We start from the raw sequence: 15444 nt of genomic DNA, 5'->3' as shown, positions 1-15444 counted from the left end.
TTATTTTGTCTGAAAATTTTGGCTGAAATTAAGGAGCTGAGTACAAATCCTTTAAAACACGTTCTTTGCGTGGAAAATAATTATTATCATAATCAAGTGACACGATGACTTTATTCGCTTTACCAAGTAGCTCATCTCGAGGCACAAAACCTATTACTCTGGAATCTGCACTGTTGTCACGATTATCGCCCATTACTAAATACATATCCTTAGGAATAGTCACTTTAGAAAAGTGCTGTACCAAAGAAGGCGTTTTTGAAACCTGAATAACATGTGCCGCGCTAGGCAAGTTCTCTATTAAAGTTTGCTCAATATCATTCTCTTTTAACTTTGTGTAGCTGATTGCTTGGTCATTAATGATCAGCTCATTATTAATCATACTGACGGTATCACCCGGTAAACCAATTACTCGCTTAATTAGACGATTATTAGCTGCTTTAGAGTCAAAAACAATGATATCTCCCACTTCAGGTTCAGCTGTTCTCATTAAGGAAGTATGAGTAAAAGGAAGCCGCAAATCATAAGCCATTTTATTTGTTAGAATCCGATCACCTTCAACAATTGTTGGGTTCATTGAAGCAGTAGGTACTTCATACCAATCAGCCACAGCACTTCTGAATACGCTCATTAAACAAATAAAGATAATGAGCGAGCGGTTATTTTTCCAAAGTTTATATAATCTTCTCATCTTCCCTCCTAGAACCCGTTAATTTAAATTTGATTCGTCAATTAAGACGTCGCTGGCCAACTGCAAGTTCAGTATAAAATGTAACAAAATAATAAGTATTAAAGTCAAAAATTAATTTCATCATTTTGTAGTAGTGATTTTATGTTCCGAATAACAGATACTAAAGAAAATAATAATCACAAAATACCCGTAAATGGATGTTACAAAAGAAAAAACAGCACCTCAGTTAGCAAACAAGTCACCCTTTTTCTTAGACCTCTTGCCTGGCAAGCTAATTGATTTACAGTTTAGTAACCCTATTTCTATTCGATTTAAGTTAACACTTGTTGGCTATGAAACCGGAAAGTACTTAATTTTGAAGTGCCCTGCACAAGTTGGTAAAAATGATTTCAAAGATGTGCTAGTTGAAGGCAATGGTGCTATTGTGCGCTACATCGTTGAAGATCAACGCGGTGAGTGTGTTGCTTTCACAACCAATATCATTGCATTAACCGTTCGCCCTGAACGTTTGATGTATTTAGCTTACCCAAAAAATATTGAAAGTCGCCAACTACGTGAAGCAAGCAGGTTACAAACTCATATCCCTGCAAAAATTAGCGTAACCGAAAACCCATCAGATGATGATAAAACATTGTTGCATGGGCTGATTATTGATATTTCGCCGACAGGTTGTCGCTTTGCTATCCATGTCAAAACCGGCTTTTTAGCTCTAAAACGTCGCCAAGTCTTTGTACATATCCTTTCGCCGCAAGATAGCTCTACGCAAGTTATTAGGGCATACATTAGAAACAATCAAATGAAAGGCGATCGATTAAATGTTGGTATTGAGTTTGCCGAAGATGAGCAATATAAATTGCACAAGCTACTGGAAGCTTATGCAATTGATATAGATTAAACTAATTTATTGATTTTTAAACTGTTGCTTAGCCTGCTCAACTTGCTCAGCATTAATACCGAGTGACTCAGCCGCCTCTTTAATTAGATTCGGCTGTGTCATTACTAAAGCCATTAACTGCTGCAGTTTTTCTGGCGGGATACCTAGTTGTTGTATTTGCGCCATCGCCATCATTGGGTTTTCTAAGAAAGCACTGAATAAGGCATGCACTTGTTCGTCACTAACATTATGTTCTTTTAGAGTTTCTATAATCGGGTTCATACTAACCTTTACTTAGACTTTGAATGTAAAGAAATTATATGGGCGTTTTGGTGTTATTCAACTAATAACACTACTTTGCCTGCGTTTTCGTTGTTATCCAAAATTCGATGCGCTTCACTTGCCTGTGCCCAATTGAGCGTTTTATAAATATTATAATCAAAGCCACCAGCAGCTAATGTGTCATAAAAACGTGAAATAAACTGGTCGCGCAAAGTACGCTTAAATTCATTGCTGCGATTCCTTAGCGTAGAAGCATGAAAAGAAATTCGTTTACTAAGCAATCGAGCGAAATCAACCTCTGCAAAGCGGTTATCCAAAAATGCCAGCATAACTATTTGGCAATCCATGGCTGCAACATGGGCGTTTTTGTTCAAGTAGCTACCAGAGACTGGATCAACAATGGTATTCGCTGTGAGCTCATTGTTTTTCATATACTCGACAAAATCGGTTGTTTTATAATTGATAGCATGATCAGCCCCCATTGCTTTTGCATGATGACACTTTTCTTCACTTCCTGCTGTCACCACGACATTCGCACCGATGCTTTTCGCCATTTGAATTGCTGCACCGCCTACCCCACTGGCTCCTGCATGAATAAGTGCAGTGTGTCCTTCTTTAAGACCACCAAATTGAAACAAGGCAGAATAAGCCGTCAAATAGACCTCACTTATCGCAGCCCCTTGTGCCATGGTCATTGACTCAGCTAAGGGCATTATTTGAGCCGCATCTACCGCTACATATTCGCTATAAGCCCCCCCTGCACACAAAGTAAAAATCCGCTGATTTAGCCAATCTTTAGTCACTTTGCTACCTTGTTCAACAACCACTCCTGCACATTCAAGTCCTAATATAGGGCTATCTCCTGCAGGGGCAGGATACTTTCCCTGTCGCTGCATGCAGTCAGCACGATTAACCCCAATAGCGGCGACCTTAACTAACACCTCGTGTGGTTTTATCTCTGGAGGGTTGATGTGTGCAAAGTGTAAGTTTGAATCTTCGTGCTTAATGTAGCGCATAGCAGCCCCTATTTTGTAATGCGTCGCCATGTTTCGGCTTCAATCAATTTGCCATTTTCGTACAAAGTATGGTGCCAAACATCGCCTTCAACTTTGTAATCAAATGCCATCGTTTTTCCTAATAATGAAGGTACATTACCATAGGAAAATGTTTCGATAAATTGTTGCTCTTTAAGAATATATTCACCACCACCAGCATAGTGAAATTGGCCATTTTTTTGTGTTATGTAACTAAAATGAGAGTCAGTGATTAATTTTACCGAGCTCAATTCGGGGGCTTTCGCTGTCACATAACCATCTTCAACAGCATACTTTCCTTCAATAAACTGCCAGCTGCCAAGTAATGGATTGGCATTCACATTGATACTAAGTAGCAAACTTGCAATAAGCGTTATTTTTTTCATTATCTCTGTCCTTGTTTTATCAACTCCTTAGCTTACGTTAGTTCTTTGTTCCAATTAAGGATTTAAGGTTGAGATTTTCTCATCTGTGAAAAACGCCAAGACTGTTTATAAGGATATACATCAAATAGTTGACCATTATTTATTGCTCTTTGAATATCTTGCCACATGGTTGCGGTAAAAATATCATGGTGGTGATGATTAAAGAACGCAAATGCGGCTTCATTAGCACTAAAGAATACATTGAATTGACTAGGAAAAATGTCGTTATCAGCAATATCAAAATAACTATCACTATTGAGCTCGTCTAACGCATCATCTGTTTGCGGTAATTCTCTAAAGTTGCAATCAGTCAATGGGCAAATTTCGTCATAATCATAAAACACCACTCTCCCCCATCGCGTCACACCAAAGTTCTTCATTAACATATCTCCTGGGAAGATATTCGCACCGGCAAGCTCCTTAATTGCTTTTCCGTAATCGTTCATCACCTGTTCGAGCTTTCGTTCATCGCATTGCTTAATATACAAATTTAGTGGTGTCATTTTGCGCTCTACGTAAACATGACGAAGGATGAGTGCATTGCCAGATATGACTAAACTATCACCGATTTGCTGCTGCATCGTTTGTAATAACTCATCACTAAAACGGCTCAAGTCAAAAGCAAGATAACGAAATTCATGTGTATCAACCAAGCGGCCCACACGATCTGCTTGTTTTACATAATCGTATTTCGCCATGACTTGCTTTTTAGTGGCTGTTTTTGGTGCGTTGAACCTATCTTTTATTACTTTGTAAACATAATCTGAGCAAGGTGTTGTGAACACTAACATCACCATCCCCGGTGTACCAGGGGCAATTACATATTTATCATCACTAGGACTGCTGCGAGTCGTATCTACTTTGTAACGATAGAACTCTGTTTTTGCGTGTTTAATAAATCCTATCGCATTGAATAGTTCAAAACGTTGCTTATGAGGCATTAACACACTTAAGTAATCAATGTAACGAGCTGGCTGGTCCGTATCCACCATAAAATAAGTGCGTGCAAAACCGAAAAGTAAGCTCAGTTGGTCAGCTCCCATCATCACAGCATCAATCTCGAGGCCTCGCTCTGTATTTAATAATGCAATGGCAAATGGCATGTTATCGCCATTTTTTGCAATGCATCGACCTATTATGTAGCACGCTTTATTTCTAAAAAATAAGGAGTTGGCATACTCAATGTAACCATCGTTAAGTGTAAGTAATTGATATACTTGTGGGCATTGATGTTTGGCACCTGCAATCAGTGTGCGCTGCAAAAGCACTACATCATCGTCAAAGTTTGCATAACCGACCCGAAATACATGGCGCTTAATTAATGACGAGACTGCCTCATCGAAACCATCTTTGAGTGAGATGCGACTCACTAAAGAATCAAATGGTCTAGGCCCTAATCGATAACGTGCCTTTAAAACAAATAAATGAACATTACGGATCTTTCGAGAGTCCCAAATAGCGCCAAATGTCGAATTAAAAAATGTGTGAGCAATAGGCTGATTTTCATGGTTTTGTACCATCTCACCATAAATCTGTTTCGCTAAAAGCCAAAGTGCAGGGTCATCCACTTCACTATATGCAATGATTTTTACAGCGTTGCTAACTTTACTCACTTGCCCTTCGTAGACTTGTAAGCGTAACTTCATCATCTGTTGAACTTGCTGCCATTGGCACTGCTCAAAACGACTTTGTGCACCTAAAGTAATATTTAAAAACTCCGCAAACATAGCTTCAAAGCCTGCGAAGACTGCACGTGCAAGCTTAGTGGCTATAACCTGTGTTAATTGCTCTGATTGCGTTTTTTGTTGTATAACTTCATTTGGCATTATTAATGTCGCTTATACTGATTATTTTAATGGTGCTGTTTACACACCATAGCAAGCACGCTTAAATTTAGATAATTAATAGCAAGAATAAATAAGATTGATCAGATGAATATTAGGCATGTTGACCTCAACCTTTTAGTGTATCTAAATGTGCTCATCGACGAGCAAAGTGTGTCTAAGGCTGCAAATAAACTTGCCCTAACACAACCGGCGATGAGTAACGCACTGAAGCGACTGCGTGATTTATTTGATGACCCACTCTTAGTAAGAGCCGCGGGCGCAATGACTCCTACAGCGAAAGCCTTAAGTCTTAAGCCTGAAATAGAATCGCTGTTAAAAATGGCAGAAGAAATTACTCAGCCAAGTGAACTATTCGACCCTAGCACGGCTAGTGTTACTTTTCGGATCATGGCAAACGACTACCTTGAATCAACACTTATTGCGCCATTTATCACACAGCAGCTAGAAAAAAATCCTGGTCTTAATTTTGATATTTTGAGCCCCAGTGACGTAACCCTACAAGACATGGAAAAAGGTACGATCGATTTGGCGATTAACCGCTTCAACGGCCTTCCTCGCTCTTTTCATCAGGCCAGTGTTTGGCGTGATAATTATTGCTGCTTAAGCCATCCCGACAACCCTTATCTACAAGCACAATCACTTGAGAGCTACCTAAAACAAGAGCATATATGGGTAAACCGTGCAGGCTGGGGTGCAGAAACGGCGCTAACAAATAAATCTGGCAGTCAAAAGTTAGGTTGGGTTGATGAAGCGTTATGGCAATTAGAACAAACTCGCAATATTCGTGTGTTTACCCGCCATTACATGGTTGCAAGTTTACTGTGCCAATCAAAAAATCTCATCGCAACCCTGCCTCGCCGACAAGCCATGTTATTAGTAAAGCATACTGATTTAGTCATAAGCCCTGTGCCATTTCAAATCGTACCGATTGAAGTGAAAATGCTGTGGAGTCCGTTATTGCATCATTCAAACCCACATCAATGGCTGCGCAGAGAACTTATTGCTTTTGCAAGCACAGTGGCAGATCGGTAAAACCACCACAATATTGATAAAATCAATATCAGTTATTGAAAACAACAATTTCATAAATAATGATTGAGGCGCTAGAGTGAAGTTAAGCACATAAACAAAGAGAAGATAATTATGGAAACTTCAGCGCAATTCACTCAACAGGACGGCCTTTACATTAATGGTCAATTACACGCATTCATCGAGCAGCAGCTTTGTAAAAAAAGTGACCTCGCTTGTGAAGATATTTATCAAACACTTGCCACTATGGTTGATGAGTTTGGTTGTCAATGCCGTAAAACTAAACATCAAGAAGATGATGTTTTACAAGCAGACACATTATTAACAGCGTATAGCACAGTGCGTACACATCCACATTGCCATGTTGATGCACAAACAACGACGGCGGTTCTTGACGAATATTGCTGCCAAGTGCCTGCTATTTTAGTTGTTGCTTTAATGGATACACTAACAGGCATAACAAGCAATGAGCCAGGTGCTGAGCGTATTTATCAACGTGCAGCTGAACTCACAGGAAAGCCTTGTGTCTACGCAGTTAAAAGCGCCAATGCAGCTTAATATGTCTATTTACTTGAATTCCTTATTCGAGCGATGATGCTTTTTGCAAAGTCACTGCAACTAAGCATCGTCGCACCGGCCGAATGAGTCGCCAAATCAAAAGTCATTTCATTCGCAGCCAAAGTTGATTCTAATGCCAGCTCTATTTTATCTGCCGCTTCATGCCATTTCATAAACCGTAGCATCATCACTGCACTTAAAATGCTACTTGTTGGGTTTGCAGTATTCTCGCCAGCAATACGATTAAAGGTACCATGAGTAGGTTCAAAAAATGCCACGTCGTTGTTTAAATTTGCCGCAGGCATAATGCCAACTCCACCTACTTGCGCTGTTAACATATCTGCTAAGTAATCGCCGTTTTGATTCGTTGTAACAACCACATCAAATTGCTCTGGGGTCAGTAGGGCTTGTTGCAACATATTATCAGCAATCACTTCTTTAATAGTTAAATCACTTAAGCCGTCGCGTTTGATAACTAACCAACGACCATTTTCGTGAGGAAGCGCATTAAATTCTTGCTCTGCAAGGGCAAACGCCCATCGTTTAAAGGCACCATCGGTAAATTTAAGCACATTACCTTTGTGCACCACCGTCAGTGAGTCGCTTTTTTGTTGAAGTGCATAATTAACAGCATAACGCATCAAACGCTCAGCCCCGTCTTTTGAACTATTCTTGATACCAATGCCACACTGTGTGTCAAACCTCAGTCGGGTTACTCCCATTTCTTGACACAAAAAATCAAGCATGCGTTCGTTATCAACGCTTCCTGCCTGCCATTCAATTCCCGAATACACATCTTCAGAACTATCACGGATGACTGTTATGTTGGTTTTCTCAGGCTCTTTTAAGGGCGAAGGAAGGCGTGAATAGCTGCGAATTGGCCGCATATTAACGAACAAATCCATTTCATGGCGAAGGGCCACATTCAAAGAGCGAAAACCTCCTCCAAGGGGTGTTGTTAAAGGGCCTTTAATCGCTATTTTGTATTGTCTAACGGCGTGCAAGGTTTCTTGGGGAAACCAATCACCATCATACAGTACAGCCGCTTTTTCACCATTAAATACTTCCATCCAATGAATTTTCTTTTCATCGTGATAAGCATGGTACACCGCAGAATCGACAACACTGCGCATCACAGGGGTAATATCCTGCCCGACTCCATCACCTTCTATGTAAGCAACGATAGGATGTGAAGGGATATGCCATACGCCAGATGAGTCAATCGTGATTTGCTCTCCCTGCTCGGGGATGGAAATGTGTTGATACGACATATTCGCTTCTTATTGATTATTATTTAAAGCTATTAATAGCAACGATTTACCTCACTGTCTGCGCCTGTGCGCGAATAGTCACTATTCAAGGCATTAATAATTCACTTTAGTGATTTCATCTTGCATGGCGCAAAACAAAGAGGTAAAGAGCTGCGCATCTAAAGTCACCGTGTCATTTTTAAGTGCCGTATCCACCGCAACGGCTTTCACATATAGTTGCTCACATTCAAACATATTAGCAGCGCCTTTTAGCATGTGAACATTTTTACTCAAGCCATCAATATCCATAACTTTGTACTGCTCACGCATTTCTCGATACTGATCCTCAAGCCCTTTTATATAATCATCTTTTAAAACTTGAAACTCTTTATCTGGTAATTTGATATCGCTTAATTCGTCGCAGTCCAAATAGCTGGAAATTTGATGGCTAAAAGCATTTCGATCTATCGGCTTTGCAATTAAATCGACAAATCCTTGCTTCATGTAACGCTCAATTTCATGTTTCATAGTATTTGCAGTCAGCGCAATAATAGGTGCTGTCACCCCTGTTGCTTGCATCATTTTTAATGCTTCTTGACCGTCCATTATCGGCATTTGTATATCCAATAAAATCAAATCGAAGGTATTTTCTAACGTTTGTTGGACAGCATCTTTACCATTTTCTACCGTGGTTACTGTCAAGCCCATCCGTTCTAGAATTCGTGCAATTAAACGCCTGTTATCTGGATGATCTTCAGCGAGAAGTACATGACCTTTTAAATTTTCTGGTTCATCTAATTTACAAAATGGCGATGTTTCTACCAGCCTGACTTCACTAATGTTATTTAGCCAACGTGTTTTTTCTGTTTTGTAGACTGCCATCGACAATATAAATTCACTGCCTGAGCCTACATGACTCTTAACACTAATGTCGCCATCGAGTTTTGCTGCTAAACTTTTCGAAATATTTAAACCCAGCCCTGTCCCACCATACTGACGTGAGATAGACGAGTCAGCTTGGTAAAACGCACTAAACAGCGATGCTTGCTCAGCATCTGTCATACCAATACCTGTGTCTTTAACACTGATAGTAAGAATATCGTTATCACAACTTACCGACAGTGTAATGCGCCCCACTTGCGTAAATTTGAGCGCATTAGTTGTTAGGTTCAACAAGATCTGTCTTAATCGACTTGGATCAGTGACAATGTAATCAGGTAAAGGAAATTGATAATCAACACTAAATTTAAGGCCTTTATCACGAATTTGTTTACCTATTAGGGATTCAATATTGGCAATTGTGGCAAATAAGTCCGTTTCTATCAGTTCAATCTCAAGCTTGTTAGCCTCAATTTTTGACATATCTAAAATATCATTAATTAAACCAAGCACATGCCGACTATTTTGTAAAATAACCCCAATACCATGGTTACGTTCATGGGGTTTTATATCACCGAGCATTATACCGTCCGCATAACCAATTATAGAGGTCATGGGCGTGCGAATTTCGTGGCTAATATTAGCAAGAAAACGGCTTTTCGCTTGGTTAGCATCGCGTAATTCATCAGCAAGTTGTTCAAGCTCTAATGTTCGAGAATGTACTTTTTCTTCTAAGTTTTTGGTCAGTTCAACATTATCATCGTGCAGTAGCCTAAATTTATCAGCAACAGCAAAAGCCAGTAACATAGCATCCATCGCCGTGCCGATTAGACCGAGCAAATATAAGTTAACCGTTGTCGCTGGCAACAAGCCAAGGTTAGTTAAATTACCAACCATATTTGGTAGCATCATCGCAAGATAAGCCAACACAAAGTAACGTGCTGGTTTAAATCCTTTAAGCATACAGCGCACACCAATGTATAAACCCAAACACAGTGCAATACCCGTGACCACCGTAGACCAGTAGAAACCAAAACTTGGCCATAAAATACAAAAAGGAATACCGAGTGTCGCAATAACACCCACAGTCATTGACAGCTGTGCAAGCTTTGGAAAAGTCTCTTTTAATTTCAGTAGGTTATTATAAAATAATATATTTGTGAGTGGCGTTAGTGCGAAACCGAGCCAATGCAAATGAGGATTGTAATAGCCAAATAATTGGTCAGATATATGAAAAAAATGACTCCACGCGAACACCCATGAAGCAGTAAAGAGCGCATAATAAAGGTGAGTGACATCTCTGGAAACAAGGTAAATTAACAAATTATATAAACCAAGCGCAATGCCAACTCCAAAGCACAGCATCATCACCATATTCTCTACAGTGATAGTATCAAAATAACTCTGGTACGGCGTTAACACAAGTTTTGCAGGCGTATAAAAATAATCACTTTCAAAGTAAGTAATCAATACATACTGCTTTCCCTTTTCTAGGGTTAGCCGATTACCATAATGGAATGCAAACTGGTTTCTCTCGACACCTCCTGTAAGATAGTGCTGAACAGGTTTACTAGGATCCGTTAGGTCATAGACACGACTTTCAATTTTCGATACAAGCGTATTGTAAGGATAGAGCACCAAATCTTCTCTGTTACTTTGGTTATCTATCTTAACGATCAGCCAATAACTCCCGCCCACCGAACTAATGCGAGATTGAGGTGTTTTACTTGACTGCCACTGGTTAATGTTAGCCGCTGACTGAGGAAACATATTATCCTTTGCCATGAGTACTTGCCCAACATCATGTAAATTCTGCTCAGCTGAGTCATCTGTATAAACATAAGTTTGCGCAGCATTGGCCGAAAACATCATGCTAAGAAGAAAAAGCAGACTGCCTACATAGAACTTAAATCTCATTCATCTATCTCTTAAGCAAGAACAACTCGATTAAAAATGATAGGCAACATCGAAACCATAACGACGCCCCTCACCTTTGAAATCTTCTAACATGCCCAAGAACGAGCTTAAATCGAACTTCAGTTGGCTATGCTCAGTATCAAATAGGTTTTTCCCCCACAAGATAAATGACCAATTATCGACATCATATTTCACGTTGGCATTTACGATACTAAAACCTTCTTGGTGCGCATAAGAATTCATATTCTGATCAAAGTAAAAATCAGACTGATAATCGTAACTTAGAGAAGCCGTAAGTGGGTTGTTGGCTATATAAGTATCATATTGCAGGCTTGCGGCAACATTCCATTTAGATGTAAAAGGCAAGCGGTTATCAGTAATACTGTTTCCGAGTGGATCAACATACTCTTCAAATTCAGCATGCGGAATATAGCCTACCGTTAAAACCAAGGCTAAATCATTGTATGGCTGGTAATAAACTTCGCTTTCAAGACCATAAATAATTGAGTTACCGACATTTTCAAGCAATTGTACGGGTGGCATTTGCGGTGTTTCTGACGGCTGATTCATAAATACTTGCTGATCATTGTAATCATAATAAAAACCAGCCCAGTTCATTCTCAAGTTCTGCTTCGGCCACCATGATTTTAAACCCACTTCATGCGCATTCAGTCGCTCTTTGCCATAATTAGCTAAAATAGCTTGTTCTTCTGACGATAAAAACCCGCCATTATAGCCACCACTTTTACTCCCATTGGCAAACCGATAATACATATTAGTTGCATCGCTGAGCGCATAGTTAATGGTAAGTTGCCTTGTTACACCGTTATCAGATTGAGAGTCTACAACCTCATAAAAAGGCACATTAACTCCCTCTAGATTGGTAGGGTCTATCACAGTATTTAAGGTTGCTATGGAGTGATAATCGAGTGATTCGTAATCGTACCTCAGTCCTGCACTTATTATCCAGCGTGTAGCAAACGGTACTTCTATCTGGCTAAAAAGCGCAAGGTTTTGCATACTAATTTCGTTGTCGTAGATAAACGTTGCCGTTAAGTTGCTAGGTAAAATGCCGCGCAGATCGCGTAAAATATCGTTAAGGTTGTCCTGTTTTATGTTTTCATCAGCAAAATAGACACCACTGGTGAGCGTGTAGTTTTCAAATTCATTTAGTAGCCTAAACTCTTGGCTAAATAGCTGAGTATCTAAACCTAACACCCCTTCGCATAAACGAGCTGGGGAGCCATCACAGTTAAATGCATGGCTGCGTTCTAAATCGTTAAAACTTGACAGTGAAGTAAACGTACTTTGCTCACTAAGATGCCAATTCACTTCCCCAATAAAGCCATAACCATCCGAGCTGTGTGGTGAATCGTTATTTACACTCACAGTAAAGAAGTCGTCACTGCCATCATTAAAACCAAAACTATCAAAACAACGCGTTGAGCCTGCTTCGCTAGGGGAGCATAATTCACCAGTGAGTGGGTTAGCTACAATGCCAATATTACCAACAGGTTGTACAATTCCATCCCAATCTTCGATGTGTGCTTGTAAGTACACATCAACCTTGTCCCATTGCGTTAAAAATGACACACGGGCATTTTTTTGCTCCATTCCCGCTTCGGGTGAATCACTGAAAATGTTTTCTGTGGAATAGTCATAATCTTGATAATTAACAGCAAAGCGTAGCGCACTTGTATCACTGACTTGCTGATTCCAAATACCATCAATACTGGTCGCATTATTATTGGCTATGCCAAGCGTTAGTGCGCCATAGCTATCAAACTCTGGGCGATTAGTACGGATCAGAATTGCTCCACCGGTGGAGTTACGTCCAAATAGTGTGCCTTGTGGACCTCGCAGTATATCGAGCTGGTCTATGTCATATAAATTAATGATTTGGTTATTGGCAGAGCCAACTGCAACGCCATCTAAATACATACCCACAGGTGAGGTGTTGGCCGTATTATAATCAAGCAAACCGACCCCACGTATACTTACAGCCGGTGGCGTCCCCTCAGCAGCGTTTTGAGTTATTTTTACATTGGGCGCAAATAAGGCGATTTCAGTCGAATCTTTAAAATGTTGATTCTTTAATTTTTGGCCACTCACTTGGCTGACAGCAACGCCCACATCTTCAATTGCTTGAGGACGCTTTTGCGCATAAACACTGATAACTTCCATGTCTTTTACAGTCTCAGACCCATGAGCAACTTCGCTAGTTACTCCATTACCAAGCAATAATACGAGTAATGTTGGGCCAATAAGATAGTGACGCTTCATATTGGTCAGACCTTAAAAGAGGGAAACTTGTTAAATTCTTGTAATTAACGTAAGTATAGACCATATAAAAGACTAAAGTCGCATAATTCACACATAATTTGTGAAATATCAAACTATTTAGCCCTCATTTAATGCTCTTATCTGTTTTTTCAAATGCATACTCACCACTAATAATTTCTGGATAACCGCATAACGACCTTGAGGTTTGCATTCCGGCCATCACAGCCGCTTCAACACAGCCCGCATTAACACCTGTTTTAATCCAGTCTCCTGTAATTCTTAAATTATTAAACATGGTACCATCCGTGGCTAAGCGGTATTGGCTAGACCCTGTCACCGACAAAACATAACGCTCACTCGGGTCAATATTTGCCCGCCAGTACTGTTGCTCGAATACAGGTAAAATGCTGCTTGGGTCATTAAAAAAAACTTGCCAATCAAACTGATTATTACTGTCGTAAGCGTTTGGCCATAAGGCTGACATATCAAGGTTAAATAAATTTTTCATATTCGCTTTAACAGCTTCTTTCATTTTAATTGGAAACTGATGATTTGTTGCTACTGGGTAGCTATTGCAGCTCAGTGCACTACAAAAGTAAGCGATATTTACAGGGGCATTATGTTTTGGCCAGTCTTCTTTATCGATTAAATTAGCCATCGCTGCCCATGTATCAAATGGCTCAACAAAACCACTAAGAATTGGCTTCTCTTTACTCAGTACGGTGTAATCAAACCCTAACTGCTGATCAGTTTTATTTAGCCATACCTGACAAGCTTGCGTAGCAACACTTTTTACCTGCTGCGATTGCTTTGCTAAATTGCTATCTAACTCAATTAACTCACTGGCAAGGTGCTCAAGTGACGCAACTGATACGCCTAAAATAAGTATATCGAAATCGACCCCATGAGTTAATTTAATACTAGGGAGAGGCTTCTTAAACTGCTCTTCATACACCTCAGGCCAAGAAGTCCAGAAAGACTCTAGGTTTATTTGGTATTCCTGAAGTAAATGAGCCTGGCTTGGCTCAATCTGTGAAAAAATAGGTTCACTTGGCCAGCACGGTAAACCTTTAACGTCGACTAAAGGTTCATACTCTCCTACTGCCAGCTTAACTTGTTGGCATAGCTCAACCTTTGAAACGACCGCCTTACCCTGTGTGTCCTGACCGGCTTCAAGGTTGGTGAGTTGATGGAAAAATTTAAATTTCACACCCCGTTTTTTCAAAAGCTCGTAAACTGGTGCAAATATCACATCTCCCATACCTGCTTGCATTTTCCACATTACCCCGCCTTTATAACAAAGACCTATACGCAACATGGCAAGTGCAGCCACACCCGCTTCAACATCGGGTTTATTAAAATCACCATCTGGATAAGCAAAAACCAAATCGTAAAAGCCTCTGATTGGCGCAGAGTTCACACTATAGGCTTTATTCGCGCCATTTTTCTCAAGCCATTGTCGAAAGTCGTAACAATTAATAACGGCGAAACCATCTCGATAAACTTTGTCTTTTATAAGCCCTGTTAGCATTGCAATCGCTAAATCTGCACTAATAAAAAGTCGACGTAGTTCTGGGCTGTCATCCAATAAGTCAATCACTTGGGCTTTAAACCAACGTTTCAGTTTTCGTACGATATACCAGATAACTAAACGATCGGCTTGTGTGTCGGTGTGCGTTGTTTGTTGCGAAGAAAATTGCAGTAAATGCGTCAATAGTGAACGAGGACTTGAGATAATCTCACCAGCATCTGACTCAATATCATTAATAAATTGCTTAGTACTACTTAGGGTATGATCAATATCAGTTTTAATTTTCTGATACATGTATTTAAGTAATGATTGATCCCGCGATTTTTTTGTCACCAATCTTGTTTCAGCGTGATGTTGTTCGCATATTTCTTCGATGTCTTCAGTCCACTTTTTTAACCAAGCCAAAGTCATGGTTACAAAATCCCACACAGTGATGTCTAAACTTCCATCTGCTGGGTTGCCTGCAACTGTCGGAAAATCAATTGGCCACGTTTGCCACTCGTTATCAATGTACTCCTGCAGGGCAATAAAGCTATGGGGTTTAAATGCTTCTTGCCATGTAGCAAGTGGACGTGTAGCTGGCCTGTTTAATGAGTTATACACTCCTTGCAAAGTACGAAAACTATTTACATATGCACCAAACCAAACATGCAATCCATGCTCTTCAATACGCTCTGCAAAATGGCTATTGCGCCCACTCGCGCCCTTGCCACCTAATCGCCAACCTTGTTGATAAACTGTAATTTCACGCTTTTGTTGCCAATCAGCCTGTTCAGTTAAGTAAACTGCAGCTGTCATTGCAGCTACTCCTCCACCCACTATGGTAATTTTTTCTTTTTGCATACTA

At 40.1% G+C, this 15444-nt stretch carries 12 protein-coding genes; 3 read left to right on the top strand and 9 right to left on the bottom strand.

What is annotated here, in order from left to right; genetic code table 11:
* Positions 1-28 precede the first annotated feature (28 nt).
* Positions 29-688 (bottom strand): signal peptidase I, encoded by a 660-nt coding sequence (lepB, locus tag L3Q70_RS07275; protein WP_083515298.1) that lies wholly within the window; start codon positions 686-688, stop codon positions 29-31.
* 193 nt (positions 689-881) lie between these two features.
* Between lepB and L3Q70_RS07270 the strand changes: the two genes are divergently transcribed.
* On the top strand, positions 882-1583 hold the full coding sequence (locus L3Q70_RS07270; RefSeq protein ID WP_062568885.1) for a PilZ domain-containing protein: 702 nt from the start codon (positions 882-884) through the stop codon (positions 1581-1583).
* A 6-nt stretch (positions 1584-1589) separates the two neighbouring features.
* Here the strand turns inward: L3Q70_RS07270 and L3Q70_RS07265 are convergent, their stop codons facing one another.
* The 4 genes from L3Q70_RS07265 to aceK all read right to left on the bottom strand — a co-directional run bounded on the left by L3Q70_RS07265 (position 1590) and on the right by aceK (position 5129).
* A complete protein-coding gene (locus L3Q70_RS07265) occupies positions 1590-1844 on the bottom strand; it encodes a DUF2999 family protein (RefSeq protein WP_062568884.1) in 255 nt (84 codons plus the stop codon).
* A 53-nt stretch (positions 1845-1897) separates the two neighbouring features.
* On the bottom strand, positions 1898-2860 hold the full coding sequence (locus L3Q70_RS07260; protein WP_062568883.1) for a zinc-binding dehydrogenase: 963 nt from the start codon (positions 2858-2860) through the stop codon (positions 1898-1900).
* A gap of 8 nt (positions 2861-2868) precedes the next feature.
* On the bottom strand, positions 2869-3264 hold the full coding sequence (locus tag L3Q70_RS07255) for a hypothetical protein (RefSeq protein ID WP_193988697.1): 396 nt from the start codon (positions 3262-3264) through the stop codon (positions 2869-2871).
* Positions 3265-3326: 62 nt separating this feature from the next.
* Positions 3327-5129: a bifunctional isocitrate dehydrogenase kinase/phosphatase gene (gene aceK / locus L3Q70_RS07250; RefSeq protein ID WP_062568881.1), complete on the bottom strand. Its 1803-nt coding sequence runs from the start codon at positions 5127-5129 to the stop codon at positions 3327-3329.
* Between the two features lie 105 nt (positions 5130-5234).
* On the opposite strand from aceK, the gene L3Q70_RS07245 reads away from it, so the two are divergent.
* Together L3Q70_RS07245 and L3Q70_RS07240 are read left to right on the top strand one after the other, a co-directional pair.
* Positions 5235-6182 carry a LysR family transcriptional regulator gene (locus L3Q70_RS07245; protein WP_193988695.1) on the top strand — a complete coding sequence of 316 codons (948 nt, stop codon included), beginning with the start codon at positions 5235-5237 and terminating at the stop codon, positions 6180-6182.
* Between the two features lie 111 nt (positions 6183-6293).
* Entirely contained in the window at positions 6294-6737 is a 444-nt protein-coding gene (locus L3Q70_RS07240; RefSeq protein ID WP_193988694.1) for a hypothetical protein, read from the top strand.
* Positions 6738-6742: 5 nt separating this feature from the next.
* Here the strand turns inward: L3Q70_RS07240 and icd are convergent, their stop codons facing one another.
* The 4 genes from icd to L3Q70_RS07220 form a co-directional block, all read right to left on the bottom strand.
* Positions 6743-8008 (bottom strand): NADP-dependent isocitrate dehydrogenase, encoded by a 1266-nt coding sequence (icd, locus tag L3Q70_RS07235; RefSeq protein ID WP_193988693.1) that lies wholly within the window; start codon positions 8006-8008, stop codon positions 6743-6745.
* A 93-nt stretch (positions 8009-8101) separates the two neighbouring features.
* A complete protein-coding gene (locus tag L3Q70_RS07230) occupies positions 8102-10738 on the bottom strand; it encodes a 7TM diverse intracellular signaling domain-containing protein (RefSeq protein ID WP_237115248.1) in 2637 nt (878 codons plus the stop codon).
* Positions 10739-10813: 75 nt separating this feature from the next.
* Entirely contained in the window at positions 10814-13066 is a 2253-nt protein-coding gene (locus L3Q70_RS07225) for a TonB-dependent receptor (RefSeq protein WP_237115139.1), read from the bottom strand.
* 124 nt (positions 13067-13190) lie between these two features.
* Complete coding sequence (locus L3Q70_RS07220; protein WP_237115138.1) at positions 13191-15440, bottom strand: NAD(P)-binding protein; 2250 nt, start codon at positions 15438-15440, stop codon at positions 13191-13193.
* Positions 15441-15444 lie beyond the last annotated feature (4 nt).

Source organism: Pseudoalteromonas sp. CF6-2, assembly GCF_021729425.1.
Lineage (GTDB): Bacteria > Pseudomonadota > Gammaproteobacteria > Enterobacterales > Alteromonadaceae > Pseudoalteromonas > Pseudoalteromonas arabiensis.
This window is presented reverse-complemented; position numbering and strand designations above follow the sequence as displayed.

Coding starts and splice junctions, on each gene's coding strand:
- lepB (WP_083515298.1), bottom strand. CDS start 688: ATGAGAAGATTATATAAACTTTGGAAAAATAACCGCTCGCTCATTATC.
- L3Q70_RS07270 (WP_062568885.1), top strand. CDS start 882: ATGGATGTTACAAAAGAAAAAACAGCACCTCAGTTAGCAAACAAGTCA.
- L3Q70_RS07265 (WP_062568884.1), bottom strand. CDS start 1,844: ATGAACCCGATTATAGAAACTCTAAAAGAACATAATGTTAGTGACGAA.
- L3Q70_RS07260 (WP_062568883.1), bottom strand. CDS start 2,860: ATGCGCTACATTAAGCACGAAGATTCAAACTTACACTTTGCACACATC.
- L3Q70_RS07255 (WP_193988697.1), bottom strand. CDS start 3,264: ATGAAAAAAATAACGCTTATTGCAAGTTTGCTACTTAGTATCAATGTG.
- aceK (WP_062568881.1), bottom strand. CDS start 5,129: ATGCCAAATGAAGTTATACAACAAAAAACGCAATCAGAGCAATTAACA.
- L3Q70_RS07245 (WP_193988695.1), top strand. CDS start 5,235: ATGAATATTAGGCATGTTGACCTCAACCTTTTAGTGTATCTAAATGTG.
- L3Q70_RS07240 (WP_193988694.1), top strand. CDS start 6,294: ATGGAAACTTCAGCGCAATTCACTCAACAGGACGGCCTTTACATTAAT.
- icd (WP_193988693.1), bottom strand. CDS start 8,008: ATGTCGTATCAACACATTTCCATCCCCGAGCAGGGAGAGCAAATCACG.
- L3Q70_RS07230 (WP_237115248.1), bottom strand. CDS start 10,738: ATGATGTTTTCGGCCAATGCTGCGCAAACTTATGTTTATACAGATGAC.
- L3Q70_RS07225 (WP_237115139.1), bottom strand. CDS start 13,066: ATGAAGCGTCACTATCTTATTGGCCCAACATTACTCGTATTATTGCTT.
- L3Q70_RS07220 (WP_237115138.1), bottom strand. CDS start 15,440: ATGCAAAAAGAAAAAATTACCATAGTGGGTGGAGGAGTAGCTGCAATG.